We start from the raw sequence: 16361 nt of genomic DNA, 5'->3' as shown, positions 1-16361 counted from the left end.
ATTTAAAACGCAAACTGAATTGAGGATAAACAATACTCTAACCAAAAATTAAATAAAACAGTATTGCAAGTTCCGTCATAACAAAGAGGAGCATCCACCTGATTCGCCCTTAATCCATCAATAAAACTCTCTCTGGCAAAGCGTTTACCAGAAACATCACCAATATCCTTCCGTCCCTTTTTACTCCACATATTCTCTTGAAATAAATTTATCAACTGCTGCTTCATCAATGAAAACCAATTTATCTGACGAATATGCTGCTACTTCCGATAGACTTTGTTGAATAGATAACTGGGGAGCATAAGATAATTATGAATGTGCCTGTCAGGGCGGATGAGCGTATTGCGACAATAAACACCTCCCCCCTACTCCCCCTCTCCCACTGCTGGAAGAGGAGCTTTTTAATGGCGGTGAAGGATTACCTCACTTGGCGAATTGACTAACTAACCATAAATACTGACTCTTCGTGCTTGATTTAATTGATCGAAAGTACGTTTTGCTGGTGCAAAATTGGGATATTGAGTCACTAAACGTTGTAAAATCATACGCGATAAGATTTCATCCCCTTGATTCCATTCATTTAATGCTTCCAGATACATAAAATCAGCAGCTTGCTCCGCAGTAACTGGTGCTTTATTCATCAGTACAGGCTCAATAAAACTGACTCGAGCCTGAGTTTGTGCTTCCATTCTTTGCAAGAGTTTACGAGCCTGTATGCTGCCATTATCACTGGCTTGTTGTAATAATTGCTTGCCTTTAGTAATAGAACGCTCACCAGCAGTACCTTCGAGATAATAAGTACCTAATTGGTATTGTGCGTATGCATTTTGACGTGCGGCCAATTTTTCATAAAGACTTGCTGCCATTTTAGGGTTTTTCTCAACTCCTAACCCGTAATGATACATTCTTGCTAAAGCCAACATCGCTTTTTCATTACCTTTGTCTGCAGATTGTTGGTAATATTTGAGCGCGTTATTGAAATCAAGTTTGGTAGAAACCCCCGTTTCAGAGAATAATCCTAACTGGTAAAGAGCATTCGCATTACCTAAATCGGCTGCTTTTTTATACCAAGCTAGAGCTTGTTGGGTATCACGAGCTTGCCCCAAACCATTAAAATAAATTGCTCCTAATTGATTCATTGCCTCATGAACTTGGTGAGTTGCTGCTTGAACAAATAAATCTTTAGCTTTCTGATAATTAACTGGAGTTCCTTTACCGTATAAATACATGAGTGCCAAATTGTATACCCCTAAAACATTGCCTTTGGCAGCAGCTTGTTCATAATTTTTTAATGCCTGCTCATAATTATCATTGACTGTTTCATCAATAAAACCTAAGGCAACAGAAGCCTCAGGCAGCGCTGTAGCTGCTTTCGCATACCATTGTTTCGCCAAGTTATAATCAGGCTCTCCATTCTCACCCAATTGATAAAACTGACCTAATAAATACTGTGCGAGAGGATTTCCTTGTTCCGCAGAAGCAGTATACCAACGTTGCGCATCGGCCAGATTAGGTTCAGAACCTAATCCTTTTTCGAGCATAAAAGCCAATTTCAATTGGGCATACTGATCACCTTTTTCAGCCAAACCGGTATAAATTTGTTTGGCTTCTTGCATTTTTTCCGGATCAGAGTTTTCTGCTAAATAATAATCAGCTAAAACGATTCCGGCATGACTGTTTCCTAATTTATAAGAATTGATCAAATCAGGCAAAAAGTCTTGTCCGATTTGTTTTCGTAATACAGACATATTAAAATCTGCGTAGGAGAATTTATCATCAACAGATTGCTGTAATTTCGCTATCCCTTTTTCCTTGTCTTGAGCAAGTCCTTTTCCTTCAGCAGCATAAGTTCCCAAGATAAAATCACTTACTGCATTTTGACCCGATTGTTGATACCAATTAATTGCTTGGCCGGGATCGGCTTGTACACCAATTCCCCGATCATAAAGCAAGCCCAATAACAAGGCAGCATTTTCATCACCAGTAGCCGCTTGATCCTTAGCAACTCGAAAAGCTTGTGCCTGTCTTTGTTTATCCTGACCCATAGCATTATAAAAGGCGAGCGGCAATAGCGCTTGAGAAATTCCTCGATCTGCTGCACCTTGATACAATTGACGAATCATAGCTATTTTGTGTTTTCTGACATTCACACTCAAGCCATTATCATTTTGACGTGCCAAACTATCAGCCAACTCATATTCTGCAGGCCCATAATTATTGGCTGCAGCCAGATATAACATAGACATCGCTTGTTCTTGATTGGGTTGAATGTATACAGTACCGTCTGGACCAGTGATGCCTTGTGAAAGAATTCGAGCCAATACATATTGAGATTTTTTATTGCCTTTAAACGCGGCATCAGTTAAATCATTTAATGCAAGCTGATAACCTTGTTTATCCTTGGCATGTTGTAAATATAAAAGCCCTAAATTGTATTCGGCCCCTAAATGTTGCTGTTGAGCTGCATTTTGATAAAAAATAATTGCGGACGAATCACTTTGCGCCACACCAATCCCATATTGAAACATTTGTCCTATTTGAAATTGCGATTGGGCATCACCTAATATCGCCCTAAAATACAAATGATTAAATACAGACATATAATTAAGTTGCGCTTGCCAGCCCTGAGTCCATAAATCCATAATATTGGCTTGTGAATAATCATCATAATCATAATAATTGGCATCAATATAAGGTGCAGGAAGATTCAATTGCGCAAATATTGGAGTATTTGTTCTTTCTAAAGCAGATAACTGTTGATCTAAAGGATAAAGTGGGTATGTCCATTGATTCGCCTGGAAGCCAGGAGTTTTATTCAAGATCGCATCATAGTAACTGGTTATGGGAACATCATTAGGTTGGACTAATTCAAATTGGGGTTTAAAAACAGACTGACGCATTATCTTTTTCAATCGTGGTGCCTGGTTATAAGCGAAATCGCCTAATACCGTTGGATTATGCCAAGCACTTAGTATGCCCCTCATTTGAAAATCAGTTTGTTCCAATTTATCTGTTGTACCATTACTTAACCAAAGTGCCGCTTGCGCCAAAGCAGCCTCTTGATTTTTCGCACTGTCATCCTGATTCGCCTGATTTAGCCATTGCTTAGCCAAATTCGGATCGGCATCCACGCCAATTCCTTTTTGGTACATTTCAGCTAACTCACGTTTTCCTTGTGGCAAACCATCTTGAGCCGCTTTTAAGGTCCACATGAACGCAGTTTTTGGATCATAAATGGGGCTTTTGGGTTCTAAATAAATATGAGCTAAATCCAAATACGCCTCATCATTCTGTTGTTTCGTTACCTGACTAAACCATTTCAAGGCTTGTTCTTTTTGGTTTTGATGCAAAGCCAATTCGCCCAAAGCAACCATTGCGGGTGCAAAACCTTGACTTGCTGCTTGGTTTAATAATTCTTCACCTTTCTTTTCGTCCTTATCAACCAATTTCCCTTCAAGATATAACTCCCCTAATCGAGTTATTGCTTGAGGGTTACCATTGGCCACTGCCTTATTTAACCAGATAAGGCCTAACTTTTTATTTGATGCATTACGACTGTCAATAAAATTCTTGGCTAAAGTAAATTGGGCAAGGGAATTACCATTTTTTGCCGCATTAATGTAATAGCGAGTTGCCGCATCCTCATTGCGTTTGACTCCAACCCCATATCTGTATGCCGCCGCCGTAAACATTTGAGCATCTACATCACCATCATCCGCCGCTTTTTTAAACCATGTAAAGGCTTGTTGTGGGTCCTTTTCATGCAATAAAGTGTATCTGGCCATAAGTTGGATTGCAGGAAGATAGCCTTTTTGTGCCGATTGGGTAAAATAGCGTATCGCCAACTGACTGTTTTTAAGTTGACCATATCCATAAAGATAAATCCGCCCCAAGTAGTAATCAGCAACTGCATTTTTCCCTGATTGATTCATTAAAGGCTCTATCGCTTTATTATAATTCCCTAATCGATAGGCACTAAAATCATCAGCAAAAGCATGTTGACTGGCTGATGCAACGAATAAACATACCCAAGGTACTAGCGATTTCATGAAGATTCTCCCTCTTTGCACAGCAATTTCACCTGAATTTTTATCATTATGTGTTCAGATTTATACCCCAGGTATTATGCCATAATGCACTACCTCATTAACGGCACCATTTCTTGTAGTGCCATCGACTATCCAAAAATTGCCTTTATTATTTAAACCAAATTTTACATTGACGTATTCACACACCTTTATCGTATCAGCACAATCAATAATTTTTCCATAGGAAGTTTTACCATCACCCAAAGTACAAATAAATTTGACTAAGGGCTCCCCTGTGGCTAATGCCGCCCATTGACGGCCACCTATTGTATGATTGTATCGAGTAGTATATTGACTGTCTTCATCTCGCATTTGATACAAACTCACCGTTTGTGGCAATTGGTTAAAGAAGAAATACAAGGATTGTAATGCCCCCTCTTTTCCAGGGTAAAGGGACAATACTTTTAAACTTTCCTTATACCCCACGGGCCTGCATCCTATAGGAAATCGAGCCTCTTCTTTTTCTGCTTTGGCTTGCGCCTCTTTAGGATCAATTTTTTTAGATTTGGCTGCGTCAAGGTGTGTAGACATTAACCCTAAGAAAAACATTAATGAAATCGAAGTGATTTTTTTAATTGTATTCATCATTTTTCTCACTCACTGTCATTTATTGGACGAACAATAACTGTTGTACCCCTGAAATTATTTCGTTCACTGGATAACTCAACAAAGTTTTCATTTAACCATTTTGCATCCTGAGTAAACATTCGCACACAGCCATGACTTGCTCTTACACCAGGGATGTCTGGAGAACCATGTAATGCAAAGCCTTTATGGAAGAACATACAGAAAGGCATCTTCGCGCCACCTTTACCTATGGGAAACACGTCGGAGACGCATTTTTCATTTTCCTTACTGAATACGCGATAAATCCCAGTTAAAGTGCGGCAAGAACGATTAGCATCCGGACACCTGTCCCTTCCTGATGAAATGGGCCCCCATATCACCAAATTCCCTTCAGCATCATAAGCTGCGTAAGCCAATTTGTCCTGATCAACAATAATTTGCTTTTGATGTTCGTTTGAAATTTTTAGCGGAAAAGGGGACACGTCAAAAACGGTGAGATAAGCTAGATTTTTTGGAACCGCAATAATCTTGCCAGTCCATAAAGGATTATAAGTACGATTGATTCTTTGTACGATATCGCGTTGTTTTTCATCTGGAAATAAGGTTTCCCAACTTTGTCCCGCCTCAACCTTCACGCAATCATACTGTGGGTAACCGCATAATCCAGTGCCATAAAAGTTAGCCGCATTCGCAACAGCAACCATAAACATCATCAATGCAGTTGAAAGTAATTTATACATATGCCCCCCTCTCACCTTACTTTTATTTTTTTACATGCAAGATTTGTGCTTAAATATCAATTTATTATAATTATTATTCGAGCATATCTAATTTTAGTTTAGTACGAATATTAGGATTTTTGCTAGGGTTATGAATAATATTCTGATCTACTGATGATAGCCTAAGGGTCAGGCACTCGGGATGACGAGCCCCTGATTACCCTTTTTCTCCATGAAAAAAAAGAAAAATACGTTTTGCCAAGTGTTCACTAATCCCTGATACTTTGGCAATTTCGTCTATCGGTGCCTTTGCAAGCTCTCGTATCCCACCAAAACGATGAAGTAATGCTTGTCTGCGTTTTGCCCCGACTCCTTCTATATCTTCAAGCGTTGAATCCAGTCTCTTTTTTTGTCTTTTTTTACGATGAGCCGTAATAGCAAATCGATGCGCTTCATCACGGATATGTTGAAGCAAATGTAAGGCTTTGGAATCATCGGGTAAAGTCAATTCGCGTGCCTCATGGACTAAAATCAACTTTTCCCATCCAGCCTTTCGCGAAGGTCCTTTAGCAACACCCAGTAAGATCACTGTCGAGATACCTAAAGAGAGTAATACTTGCTCAGCGACAGCGACTTGCCCCTTTCCTCCATCAATAATTAATACATCCGGCAATGATTGAATTTCTACTAACCGTTTAAAGCGACGAGTAATAGCCTGTTTCATTGCAGCATAGTCATCTCCAGGAGTAATTCCTTCAATGTTAAATCGCCGATATTCGCTAGGACTGGGACCTTCATGATCAAACACAACGCACGATGCCACAGTTGCTTCACCCTGGGTGTGGCTGATATCAAAACATTCCATGCGTTCGATAGGCTTTTTCAATCCTAAAAATTGTTCTAACTCATGAAAACGAGATTTCATCGTGGAATGTTTTGTCACGTATTCAGCTACCGAAACACGTAAATTATTTAGTGCAAAATCCATCCAACGGGATTTTATACCGCGAGGATTTATTTGAATTTTACACTGCTTACCTCGTTGTTGTGATAAGGCTTCTTCCAATGATAGGTGATCCACTAAATCATGGTTCGTGATAATTAACGCAGGGATTTTCTCCGGGCTATCTAAATAATAGAATCCTACAAAGGCATCAAAAGTTTGTTGCCATAAATCATCCATACTGAGCTCATCGTCTAAACCTTTTTGGGGCACCGAAGGGAAGTAACACTGACTCGCCAATACTTGGCCTTCACGAATCGTCGCACACTGAACACAAGCAAAACCGGGACTTACCTCAATGGCAATAGCATCCGCATCGCCTCGTAACTGTAACACGCCCTGTTGTTCTTGTACTAAACGTAAACTTTTAATCTGATCCCTCAAAATTGCAGCTTCTTCAAAATTCAATTCACTTACTGCTTTGTCCATTCGTTTAGCAAGTTCATCAAGAATTAATTGGGACTTACCTTGTAAAAAGCGCATGGCATCTTGTACTGATCGCTTGTAATTTTCAGGCGTTATATAATTGACACATGGAGCGGTGCATCGTTTGATCTGATACTGCAAACAAGGCCTTGAGCGTGCATTAAAATAACTGTCTCGACAATTGCGGATTTTAAACACTTTTTGAATTGTTACTATAGTCTCCTTCACCGCAGAACTACTGGGATAAGGACCAAAGAAATCTCCTGAAAGAGGTTTTTTCTTAGAACGATAACTTTCAATGCGTGGAAAATCAGGATGATTGGAAAGATGGATGTATGGGTAGGATTTATCATCGCGTAACAAAACATTGTATTTTGGTTTCAATGTCTTAATCAGATTACTTTCCAATAATAAAGCTTCTGTTTCACTGCGCGTGACCGAAATTTCTATAGCGGCGATTTGACTCACCAAAGAACGTGTTTTAATGCCTGTATTTTGTTTATTAAAATAGCTTGTGACTCGTTTTTTCAAATTGGATGCTTTACCTACGTAAAGAAGATTCCCTGCTTCATCCAACATACGATAAACACCGGGTTCATTAGGTAACTTGGTGAGGAACAACGCTAATTCAGTAGAAATATTCATGTAATAATAGCAGTAATTAATCGTGCTCTGGAACGCAGTTTTGTAGCCCGGATTAGCACAGCATAATCCGAGATGAGTAATCCGTATTTATGCAGAAATCCCGGACTATGCTGCGCTAATCGGTGCTAAAAAGCCCTTTAATCTTCTGACGCCAGATCGATGGGATTTTCTATAATTCCATGCTTTAGAGCCAAATAAGTAAGCTCTACATCATTTTTAATACCTAATTTTTCAAATGTACGGTAACGATACCCATTAATCGTTTTGGTACTAAGGAATAGCCGGTCACTTATTTCCTGAACATTCATACCACTAGTAATCATCAACATGACTTGCATTTCGCGTTCAGATAACACATCGAAAGGTGAGCCTTGTACTTCTTCCAAGCTATTGATCGCCATTTTCTGAGCAATCTCAGCACTTAAATATCTCTCGCCTTTAGCAACTTTACGTATCGCAGCCGCCATTTCTTCAGCACCTGATTCTTTCGTCAGATAGCCCATGGCACCTAATTGTAATACTCGAGTAGGCAACACATCAGAACACATTGCAGTTACAGCAATAACCTTAACGTGCGGATTTGATTTTTTTAGACGACGCGTTACTTCCCAGCCATCAATTCCAGGCATTTTCATATCTAAAAGGACCACGTCGGGGGAATGTTTTTTTACTAATGCCAAAGCTTGCTCACCACTTTCTGCATCAGCAACTACCTCTACATCCGACATATCTTCGAGTAATCGTCGAATCCCCATTCGAACCAATGCATGGTCATCAACAATTAATACTTTAATCAAATAATGCTCCTTGACTTAAGACAGCCAATGAACAAACAGGTTGCTCGATGTTAACAAGACTGGCTGCTCATTACAATATATATACCTTTAACACGCTCGAATATGAATATTAGGATTATTCGGATCCACCTTAAAAAGCGGCGGAAATTCCCCTAATTCTCGGGTTCGAGCCATAAGTTTACCGATATCCGATGAAACAAAATCGTATAAAACCTGGTAGTCATTAATTACAAAATAAACGGGTTGTAACATGTCAATACGATAGGGCATGCGAAATGCAGCGATTGGATCAAACATGACTCGCAGCGGAATATCGCTTTCCACGCTGTATACTGTTTCACTAATCGAGGACAGTATCCCACCTCCATATGCTCTCAGACCTTGCATGCTGTTAATTAAGCCAAACTCAACAGTAAACCAAAACATACGTTGCAGTAACGGCCAATCGGACTCAGGAAAAGTTAATACTTTCTGAGCATAATCGTAAACAAACTCTGCATAAACCTTGTCCGTCAGCATAGGACAATGACCAAAAATTTCATGGAAAATATCAGGCTCTTTTACATAATCCAATTCTTCTTCATTACGAATAAATGTAGCTACGGGGAAATGTTTTGTTGCCAATAATTCAAAAAATTCGCGGGCAGAAATTAACGCAGCGACTGCAGACACTTGCCAACCCGTTTCTGCTTTAAGTTTTTGATTTAGATCTGGAATTTGTGGAATGGCCTCAGATTGAATGCCTAACGTTTTTAATCCGGTTAGAAATTCATCACAAGCCCTTCCTGGCAATAATTTCATTTGTCTTTCAAATAAAATACTCCAAATAGAGTGTTCTTGTTTCGAATAATTAACAAACCCTTGAGCGTCAGGTACATGCGCTACATAACGGCTTGAAAATTCCATAATTTCTCCTCACATACAAAAATCGTAAAAATTAGGTAGTTCGATGGATAGTTATCTTAAAAAAAACCACCTTTTTTAGTTATTAGGCAATTTGCGGATAAATGTCAACAACTATTACAGTTTTTTCAAATTATGCTATAAAATCAAATTCCTACTTAACACTCGGAAACAGGCAATGACGTTAGGCATTTTAGCAACCGGTGACGAAATAGTTCATGGTGATACTTTAAATACGAATGGGCGTGATATAGCCCATGCGCTAAGCTCTGAAGGCTTGTCTTTAGGTTTCCATGTTTCATGCAGTGATAAAGAGGATGATATCATCAACTGTTTACACTTCTTGACCCAGAAGCATGACATTATAATTATCATTGGCGGGCTTGGGCCAACCACAGATGATCTGACGCGCTTTGCCCTATCTCAATTTACTGGCCAGGAGTTAATTCAACACTCTATCGCTCTTGAACATATAAAAAGCCGGCTTCGTGATGCAAATCTCGATCTCAATCCAGGGAATATTCAACAAAGCCTCTTTCCTAAAGACGCCCAACTTTTACCCAATCCTCTGGGTAGTGCTTTAGGATGTTACTACCCGTGGAATAATAAAAAGTTTTTTTTATTACCTGGTCCTCCACGAGAATGTTTGCCTATGTTTAATCAATATGTATTACCCATACTACAACAAACAAGTCACAGTCAAAAACAAATACTTAAGTGGCGAATTTTTGGCTTGGCAGAAAGTGAAATTGCTCAAAAATTAGAAGATGCGCTGCAGGATATTGATTGTCAAACTGGTTATCGCTGGGAATCACCTTATATCGAATTCAAGGTTCGTTGTATGCCTAATCGTGTCGAGCAGATACAAGCTATTGTTGACCCTATCCTAGAGCCACATATCATTAGTGGCATAGATAAAAAAGCTTCTGAAAATTTACGGGAATTAATCCTGCACATTAATGAACCAATAACCATTATTGATGAAGCCACGGGTGGTTTATTGCAATTATTGCTTACTAGACCTCATACCCATCATTTATTGGATTTTAGTGGTCTGCATAAAAATAAATTATTTTTTCATCTGACTGGCTTAACCGAATACTGGCAACAACTACCAACACGAGGAACCACACAATTAATTATCGACTACAGCAATCACGAGCAGAAAGGTCATGAAACCCATAATATACCTTATCGTACTGCTGCAGTAGTAGAACATGCTGCAGAATGGCTATGCTTCAGACTCTTTCATCTCATCAATCAGCTGCATCAGTGAATAACACAACTGTTGTGTTCCTTCACCGCTGATTGCTGAAATAGCAAATACTTTATCCTTCCAATTCAAACCCTTAACTATGGTTTTTATTCGCTCTTCCCTACTTGCTGCATCAGGCAACATATCTATTTTGTTCAATACCAGCCATCGCGGTTTTTGTAAAAGCTCTGGATTGTATTCTGCTAATTCATGAATAATTGTTTTAGCTGATGCAACCGGATCACTGTCATCAACAGGAGCAACATCAATTACATGAAGTAACACACAGGTCCGCGAAAGATGCTTTAAGAACCGATGACCAAGTCCAGCCCCTGTAGATGCTCCTTCAATGAGCCCCGGAATATCAGCCATGACAAAACTCTTGTGAGAAGAAACACTGACTACACCTAAACTGGGATGTAATGTGGTAAAAGGATAATCAGCGACTTTAGCTTTTGAACTGGAAACAGCACGAATTAAAGTTGATTTCCCTGCGTTAGGTAAGCCTAATAAACCTACATCCGCCAAAACCCGTAATTCGAGTCGTAAATGTCGAGCTTCCCCTGGACTTCCAGGAGAGGTCTGCCGTGGAGAGCGATTCACACTACTCTTATAGCGTGTATTCCCCAACCCATGAAATCCACCTTGAGCAATTAACACTGGCACGCCTGGCTCTTTAATATCACCCAGCAATTCCCCAGTATCCACATCATAAACCATAGTACCAACAGGTACTTTTATTATTAAATCATCGCCTTTTTTCCCAGTACAATTGCCGCCCATACCCTGCTGCCCATTACCGGCTTTGTAATGACGCATATAACGAAAATCAACAAGGGTATTTAAATCCGTACTTGCTTCGAAATAAACGCTACCGCCATCGCCCCCATCACCACCATCAGGGCCACCCTTTGGTATGAATTTTTCGCGTCTGAAGCTAAGACAACCATTTCCACCATGGCCTGCTTCTATTTTTATTACTGCTTCATCAACGAATTTCATGACCAACCTCGAAATAAAAAAAAACCCCGTTGCCGGGGTTAATAACATTGCATTTAGGTATAGCATGTAATTCAGATTATAAAGTAAAATCCATAATCCGAAACACACCATAAAAAACCAAGTCCACTCTAAGCAGAATTCTGGCTATAGTAATATAACTTAATTAGTTTGCAGCTTCTTCTTTTTGTTCTGCGACTATAGTTACATACTTACGATTTTTTTCACCTTTGACAACAAATTGTACCAAACCTTCAACCAAGGCAAACAAGGTGTGATCACGACCACAACCAACACCAGGTCCTGGATGAAAACGTGTGCCACGTTGTCTTACAATTATTTCACCCGCATTAACAAATTGACCACCATAACGCTTCACTCCAAGGTACTTGGGATTCGAGTCGCGGCCGTTACGAGTACTACCACCTGCTTTCTTATGAGCCATTTCTATCCTCTCTTACTTGCTTATCGCAGTAATTTTAACTTGTGAATAATATTGTCTGTGCCCCATGTGTTTCATGTGGTGCTTACGACGACGAAACTTGATAATTTTGACTTTCTTGTGACGGCCATGATCAAGCACTTCAGCTTTCACAGTTGCCTTGGCAACTAATGGAGTACCACACACGATTTTATCGCCATCAGCCAACATGAGTACTTCTTTAAATTGTATTTCATTGCCAACATCTTCAGGCAGTAATTCAATTTTTAACACATCACCTTCCTTCACGGTGTATTGCTTACCGCCAGTTTTGATTACCGCATACATAATTTTTCTCCAACTCGCCTGATTGGCTATCACAAATTCAATAAAGTCGCATATTCTATGAAATTATGCCTATGACTTCAAGTTCATTTTAAAATATTGTATACTTCGCCACCCTTTCTGGATTTTTTAATTGATAATCCGGTGTTTAATCTGGTCGCGGATTAAATTAAATAGGGCACTTATATAACTTTGGAGTATACAATGTCAAACATCCTTTTAGAAGCACAAACAAGAACGGATATGGGGAAAGGTGCGAGCCGCCGCCTACGTCGTCTTGAAAATAAAGTACCTGCTGTTATTTATGGCGGGGATAAAAAACCAATGTCAATTCACTTTCAACACAATAAAGTAGTTAAGGCGTTGGAAACTGAAAGTATCTATTCCAGTGTTTTTGATATTACAGTTGATGGCAAAGTCGAACATGTTATTTTAAAAGCGTTGCAACGTCATCCTTACAAACCACTTGTAATGCACATGGATTTACAACGCGTTTCTAAAACAGACATTCTGGTTAAATTAGTGCCAATTCATTTTATCAATGAAGACAAAGCTCCTGGCATTAAAGCGGGTGGTATTATTAACCATACCATGACTCAAGTTGAAGTTCGTTGTCAGGCAAAAGATTTACCTGAGTTTATCGCAGTAGATATGTCCAATGTTCAAATGGATGAGGTGGTTCACCTATCTCACTTGAAATTGCCTAAAGGGGTACAACTGACTGTTGATGTTGCCGATGGCAGTCATGACGCTCCTGTTGTGAGCATTCACATGCCTCGAGCAAGCGCAACAGAAGAGGAAGCACCAGAGGCTACAGAGGTTTCAGCTTCTGAGGTACCTACTGTTAATGCTGCAAAAGACGAAGAGTAATCATTCAAGTTTGCTTGAATCAATGTAACACGTAGTAAAATGTAGCCTGGTTAAGCGAATCATAACCCAGGCTACATAAGCACCAACCCCCTATCAAGAACTATATCATGGCCATTAAACTTATCATTGGTTTGCGTAACCCAGGTTCAGCTTATGAATATACTCGACATAATGCTGGTGGATGGTTAGTCTCAGCCTTAGCTCAGCGCCATAGTGCCTGTTTTAAGCTGGAAAAAAAAATGCAGGCCGAACTGACTGATTTGGAATTAAATCAGCACTCAGGTAAGCTGGTTTTGCCTCTATCGTTCATGAACCATAGTGGTCAACCTACCCGACTTATTAGTCAATTTTACCGAATTTCACCTGAAGAAATATTGGTGGTTCATGATGAACTGGATTTACCACCAGGACGCATTAAACTTAAAACAGGTGGAGGCCATGGTGGTCATAATGGTTTAAGAGATATAATAGCCCAATTAGGCAGCACAGAATTTCACCGCTTACGAATAGGAATAGGTCATCCTGGCCATAGAGATTTAGTTCATCAATTTGTGCTCAGCAAACCCTCGGCACAAGACAGACAGTTAATTTATGATGCAATTGATAGAGGCGTAGCAGTAATGCCTTTAATATTCTCAGGTGATTTAGCCAGGGCAATGAATCAATTGAATGTTTAAAAACTGCTTATCTATGATGCAAAAAAATTCTGGCTAGAATTTGAATGCAGCTTAATGAAAGGTAGCAGTTAGTATAGATATAAGGTGAGTTCAATCTGAGAAGATACCTTTTTTTAGATTGAACCGAATTATGTAGAATGGCTCCGTATAAAATGCCCCACATTTTTACGGGAATGACGTTCTATGTTGAACTCACATTCGTTTTAATATATAGAGGTAACTACACATGGGATTTAAATGTGGCATCGTGGGCTTGCCCAATGTTGGTAAATCAACACTGTTCAACGCACTCACCAAAGCAGGTATTGAAGCGGCAAACTATCCTTTTTGTACAATAGAACCCAATGTTGGGATAGTTACTGTTCCTGATCCCCGTCTTGATGCTTTGAGTGACATAGTCAAACCACAACAAGTACTCCCAGCAACCATGCAATTCGTTGATATTGCTGGTATTGTCAAAGGAGCATCTAAAGGCGAGGGCTTAGGTAATCAGTTTTTGGCTAACATTCGTGAAACGGACGCCATTGCCCATGTAGTACGCTGTTTTGAAAATACCGACGTAGTTCATGTCGAAGGTCAAGTACATCCACTCAGTGACATAGAAGTCATTAATACAGAACTGGCTTTAGCCGATATGGATACTCTTGAAAAAGCCATATTGAAAGCAGGAAAAAACAGTCGTAGTGGTAATAAAGAAGCAATTTTTGAGATGAAAACCCTGGAAAAAATCAAGACGCATCTTGATGCAGGCTATCCCGTCCGCACCCTAGAATTGAGTGCTGAAGAAGAACCTATTGCGCGCCGACTTTTTCTGCTTACCGCAAAACCCGTGCTTTATATTGCAAATGTCGATGACAACGGTTACGAAAACAATCCTTTACTGGATCAAGTTCGGAATTTAGCGTTGCAAGAAAAAGCCAGCATTGTTGCTCTATGTGCTGCAACTGAAGCAGAGTTAGTTGAACTAGATGAAGCAGATCGCCAAGAATTCATGGAAGACTTAGGTTTAAGTGAACCCGGATTACATCGCGTGATTCGTGCAGGTTATGAGTTATTAGGCTTGCAAACTTATTTTACTGCGGGCGTCAAAGAAGTAAGAGCATGGACTATTCCTAAAGGAGCTACTGCGCCACAAGCAGCAGGCGTTATCCATTCGGACTTTGAAAAAGGCTTTATCCGCGCAGAAGTCATTGCCTATGATGCATTTATCACCTGTAAAGGTGAACAAGGTGCAAAAGAAGCAGGAAAATTACGTCTGGAAGGTAAAGATTATGTGGTTTGCGATGGCGATGTCATGCATTTTCGATTTAATGTATAAGCTCGAGTGCAGCGAATAACTCAAGAAAAGATCGTATGCCTTGGCCGAACCTGGGGCTGAGTACTTGCAAGTTAAACCTACTTTTACTTGACAATTCGTATGCACAAACCTTAGCATTTGCTGATTGAATCGTAGAGGACAAACAATGTCGATTGACAGTATACGCACGCTGGTTAGTGACGATTTTGATGCAGTTAATGCGCTTATTATTAATAAAATCGAATCACAAATCGGTTTAATTGATGATATGTCCCACCATATAATAGAAAGTGGCGGCAAAAGACTGCGTCCATTGTTAGTTCTTTTAGCAAGTAATGCCTGTGGTTATCAAGGTAGAGAGCATATTACTCTGGCTGCTATGGTGGAGTTTTTCCATACAGCGACGCTGCTACACGATGATGTCATCGACGAATCCACCTTAAGAAGAGGACGGCAGACGGCAAATGATATTTGGGGTAGCAAAGCAAGTATTTTAGTGGGTGATTATCTTTTTACTCAATCCATCGAATTAATTGTTGATTCTGGTAACCCAGAGGTACTCAAGCTTTTTGCCAAGACAGCTCTTGAGATCAGCTGTGGCGAAGTAAAACAGCTATCAAACCGTCATAATCCTACGCTAACCTTTGATGAATACTTTGATGTAATTCGAGCAAAAACAGCGCTTTTATTTGCTGCTGCTGCCTGTATAGGCCCGATAATCAGCAATGCCTCCAAGGAAATGCAAGACAGCCTCTATGCCTATGGACTGCATCTGGGTAATGCATTTCAACTTATAGACGATGCTCTGGATTATTGCTCTGATGCCAAAACTATTGGCAAAAATATAGGGGACGACTTAGCTGATGGAAAAGCTACCTTGCCTTTAATTCATGCATTACAGCACGGTACCGAACTACAAAAACAACAAATTATAGAAAGCCTGAAAAAAGGCAGCTTGGATTTTTTACCGGATATTCTTGTGGCCCTGGAAGAAACAAAAGCGATAGCATATACCAAGAACATCGCCGCCCAAGAAGTTGACAAAGCGTTATCCTCTTTGGTGATCCTACCTGATTCAAAATATAAAGAAGCACTAATTAATTTGGCTCAATTCGCTTTGCAAAGAAGTTATTGATTCAAGAAGTCTGGGTGCAGCACAGTGAACCCAGGAATTCAATGCAAACCATATTATATAGTACGACTCTCACACGGAGTGTAGCTCAGCCTGGTAGAGCACTGCCTTCGGGAGGCAGGGGTCGCAGGTTCAATTCCTGTCACTCCGACCATTAAAAATAAAAAATTTATAAGCTAAATTCACTAAAGTAAACTTTTCAACTATCGACAATCCA

15 protein-coding genes and 1 tRNA gene are annotated in these 16361 nt (G+C 39.8%); 6 read left to right on the top strand and 10 right to left on the bottom strand.

The window, feature by feature from the left end; translation table 11 throughout:
* Nucleotides 1-2 precede the first annotated feature (2 nt).
* From ACF8MK_RS08950 to phhA, 7 genes are all read right to left on the bottom strand, one after another.
* The gene (locus ACF8MK_RS08950; RefSeq protein ID WP_392536356.1) at nt 3-227 is read right to left on the bottom strand and encodes a hypothetical protein; all 225 of its coding nucleotides are present in this window, start codon (nt 225-227) and stop codon (nt 3-5) included.
* A 216-nt stretch (nt 228-443) separates the two neighbouring features.
* Nucleotides 444-4049 (bottom strand): tetratricopeptide repeat protein, encoded by a 3606-nt coding sequence (locus tag ACF8MK_RS08945; protein WP_392536355.1) that lies wholly within the window; start codon nt 4047-4049, stop codon nt 444-446.
* Nucleotides 4050-4109: 60 nt separating this feature from the next.
* The gene (locus ACF8MK_RS08940) at nt 4110-4673 is read right to left on the bottom strand and encodes an endopeptidase IV (protein WP_265703477.1); all 564 of its coding nucleotides are present in this window, start codon (nt 4671-4673) and stop codon (nt 4110-4112) included.
* An 8-nt stretch (nt 4674-4681) separates the two neighbouring features.
* Nucleotides 4682-5395 carry a L,D-transpeptidase gene (locus ACF8MK_RS08935; RefSeq protein WP_265703451.1) on the bottom strand — a complete coding sequence of 238 codons (714 nt, stop codon included), beginning with the start codon at nt 5393-5395 and terminating at the stop codon, nt 4682-4684.
* A gap of 196 nt (nt 5396-5591) precedes the next feature.
* Nucleotides 5592-7448: an excinuclease ABC subunit UvrC gene (gene uvrC / locus ACF8MK_RS08930; protein WP_392536354.1), complete on the bottom strand. Its 1857-nt coding sequence runs from the start codon at nt 7446-7448 to the stop codon at nt 5592-5594.
* A gap of 137 nt (nt 7449-7585) precedes the next feature.
* On the bottom strand, nt 7586-8245 hold the full coding sequence (letA, locus tag ACF8MK_RS08925) for a two-component system response regulator LetA (RefSeq protein WP_058510655.1): 660 nt from the start codon (nt 8243-8245) through the stop codon (nt 7586-7588).
* An 87-nt stretch (nt 8246-8332) separates the two neighbouring features.
* Nucleotides 8333-9151: a phenylalanine 4-monooxygenase gene (gene phhA, locus ACF8MK_RS08920; RefSeq protein WP_392536353.1), complete on the bottom strand. Its 819-nt coding sequence runs from the start codon at nt 9149-9151 to the stop codon at nt 8333-8335.
* A 175-nt stretch (nt 9152-9326) separates the two neighbouring features.
* Here phhA and ACF8MK_RS08915 point away from each other — a divergent pair, with 175 nt between their 5' ends.
* On the top strand, nt 9327-10424 hold the full coding sequence (locus tag ACF8MK_RS08915) for a competence/damage-inducible protein A (protein WP_392536352.1): 1098 nt from the start codon (nt 9327-9329) through the stop codon (nt 10422-10424).
* On the opposite strand, the gene cgtA is transcribed toward ACF8MK_RS08915, so the two are convergent.
* The 3 genes from cgtA to rplU all read right to left on the bottom strand — a co-directional run bounded on the left by cgtA (nt 10380) and on the right by rplU (nt 12171).
* Nucleotides 10380-11405 carry an Obg family GTPase CgtA gene (gene cgtA, locus ACF8MK_RS08910; protein ID WP_265703447.1) on the bottom strand — a complete coding sequence of 342 codons (1026 nt, stop codon included), beginning with the start codon at nt 11403-11405 and terminating at the stop codon, nt 10380-10382. The genes ACF8MK_RS08915 and cgtA overlap by 45 nt on opposite strands.
* A 163-nt stretch (nt 11406-11568) precedes the next feature.
* Nucleotides 11569-11847, bottom strand: a complete 279-nt coding sequence (gene rpmA / locus ACF8MK_RS08905; RefSeq protein ID WP_028381048.1) for a 50S ribosomal protein L27 — start codon at nt 11845-11847, stop codon at nt 11569-11571.
* 12 nt (nt 11848-11859) lie between these two features.
* Nucleotides 11860-12171, bottom strand: coding sequence for a 50S ribosomal protein L21 (rplU, locus tag ACF8MK_RS08900; RefSeq protein ID WP_265703446.1), 312 nt, complete (start codon nt 12169-12171; stop codon nt 11860-11862).
* Nucleotides 12172-12372: 201 nt separating this feature from the next.
* On the opposite strand from rplU, the gene ACF8MK_RS08895 reads away from it, so the two are divergent.
* From ACF8MK_RS08895 to ACF8MK_RS08875, 5 genes are all read left to right on the top strand, one after another.
* On the top strand, nt 12373-13038 hold the full coding sequence (locus tag ACF8MK_RS08895; RefSeq protein WP_265703445.1) for a 50S ribosomal protein L25/general stress protein Ctc: 666 nt from the start codon (nt 12373-12375) through the stop codon (nt 13036-13038).
* 107 nt (nt 13039-13145) lie between these two features.
* Nucleotides 13146-13715 (top strand): aminoacyl-tRNA hydrolase, encoded by a 570-nt coding sequence (gene pth, locus ACF8MK_RS08890; protein ID WP_265703444.1) that lies wholly within the window; start codon nt 13146-13148, stop codon nt 13713-13715.
* 226 nt (nt 13716-13941) lie between these two features.
* Nucleotides 13942-15033 carry a redox-regulated ATPase YchF gene (gene ychF, locus ACF8MK_RS08885; RefSeq protein WP_392536351.1) on the top strand — a complete coding sequence of 364 codons (1092 nt, stop codon included), beginning with the start codon at nt 13942-13944 and terminating at the stop codon, nt 15031-15033.
* A gap of 145 nt (nt 15034-15178) precedes the next feature.
* Nucleotides 15179-16147 (top strand): polyprenyl synthetase family protein, encoded by a 969-nt coding sequence (locus ACF8MK_RS08880; protein ID WP_265703442.1) that lies wholly within the window; start codon nt 15179-15181, stop codon nt 16145-16147.
* A 74-nt stretch (nt 16148-16221) separates the two neighbouring features.
* Nucleotides 16222-16298: transfer RNA gene (locus ACF8MK_RS08875), tRNA-Pro, on the top strand.
* Nucleotides 16299-16361 lie beyond the last annotated feature (63 nt).

Source organism: Legionella sp. 227, assembly GCF_043161935.1.
GTDB lineage: Bacteria > Pseudomonadota > Gammaproteobacteria > Legionellales > Legionellaceae > Legionella > Legionella sheltonii.
The sequence above is the reverse complement of the archived record's forward strand: the minus strand, read 5'-3'. Positions and strand labels throughout refer to the sequence as shown.

Excerpts from the sequence above, each read along its gene's own strand:
- ACF8MK_RS08950 (WP_392536356.1), bottom strand. The coding sequence starts at position 227 with ATGAAGCAGCAGTTGATAAATTTATTTCAAGAGAATATGTGGAGTAAA.
- ACF8MK_RS08945 (WP_392536355.1), bottom strand. The coding sequence starts at position 4,049 with ATGAAATCGCTAGTACCTTGGGTATGTTTATTCGTTGCATCAGCCAGT.
- ACF8MK_RS08940 (WP_265703477.1), bottom strand. The coding sequence starts at position 4,673 with ATGAATACAATTAAAAAAATCACTTCGATTTCATTAATGTTTTTCTTA.
- ACF8MK_RS08935 (WP_265703451.1), bottom strand. The coding sequence starts at position 5,395 with ATGTATAAATTACTTTCAACTGCATTGATGATGTTTATGGTTGCTGTT.
- uvrC (WP_392536354.1), bottom strand. The coding sequence starts at position 7,448 with ATGAATATTTCTACTGAATTAGCGTTGTTCCTCACCAAGTTACCTAAT.
- phhA (WP_392536353.1), bottom strand. The coding sequence starts at position 9,151 with ATGGAATTTTCAAGCCGTTATGTAGCGCATGTACCTGACGCTCAAGGG.
- ACF8MK_RS08915 (WP_392536352.1), top strand. The coding sequence starts at position 9,327 with ATGACGTTAGGCATTTTAGCAACCGGTGACGAAATAGTTCATGGTGAT.
- cgtA (WP_265703447.1), bottom strand. The coding sequence starts at position 11,405 with ATGAAATTCGTTGATGAAGCAGTAATAAAAATAGAAGCAGGCCATGGT.
- rpmA (WP_028381048.1), bottom strand. The coding sequence starts at position 11,847 with ATGGCTCATAAGAAAGCAGGTGGTAGTACTCGTAACGGCCGCGACTCG.
- rplU (WP_265703446.1), bottom strand. The coding sequence starts at position 12,171 with ATGTATGCGGTAATCAAAACTGGCGGTAAGCAATACACCGTGAAGGAA.
- ACF8MK_RS08895 (WP_265703445.1), top strand. The coding sequence starts at position 12,373 with ATGTCAAACATCCTTTTAGAAGCACAAACAAGAACGGATATGGGGAAA.
- pth (WP_265703444.1), top strand. The coding sequence starts at position 13,146 with ATGGCCATTAAACTTATCATTGGTTTGCGTAACCCAGGTTCAGCTTAT.
- ychF (WP_392536351.1), top strand. The coding sequence starts at position 13,942 with ATGGGATTTAAATGTGGCATCGTGGGCTTGCCCAATGTTGGTAAATCA.
- ACF8MK_RS08880 (WP_265703442.1), top strand. The coding sequence starts at position 15,179 with ATGTCGATTGACAGTATACGCACGCTGGTTAGTGACGATTTTGATGCA.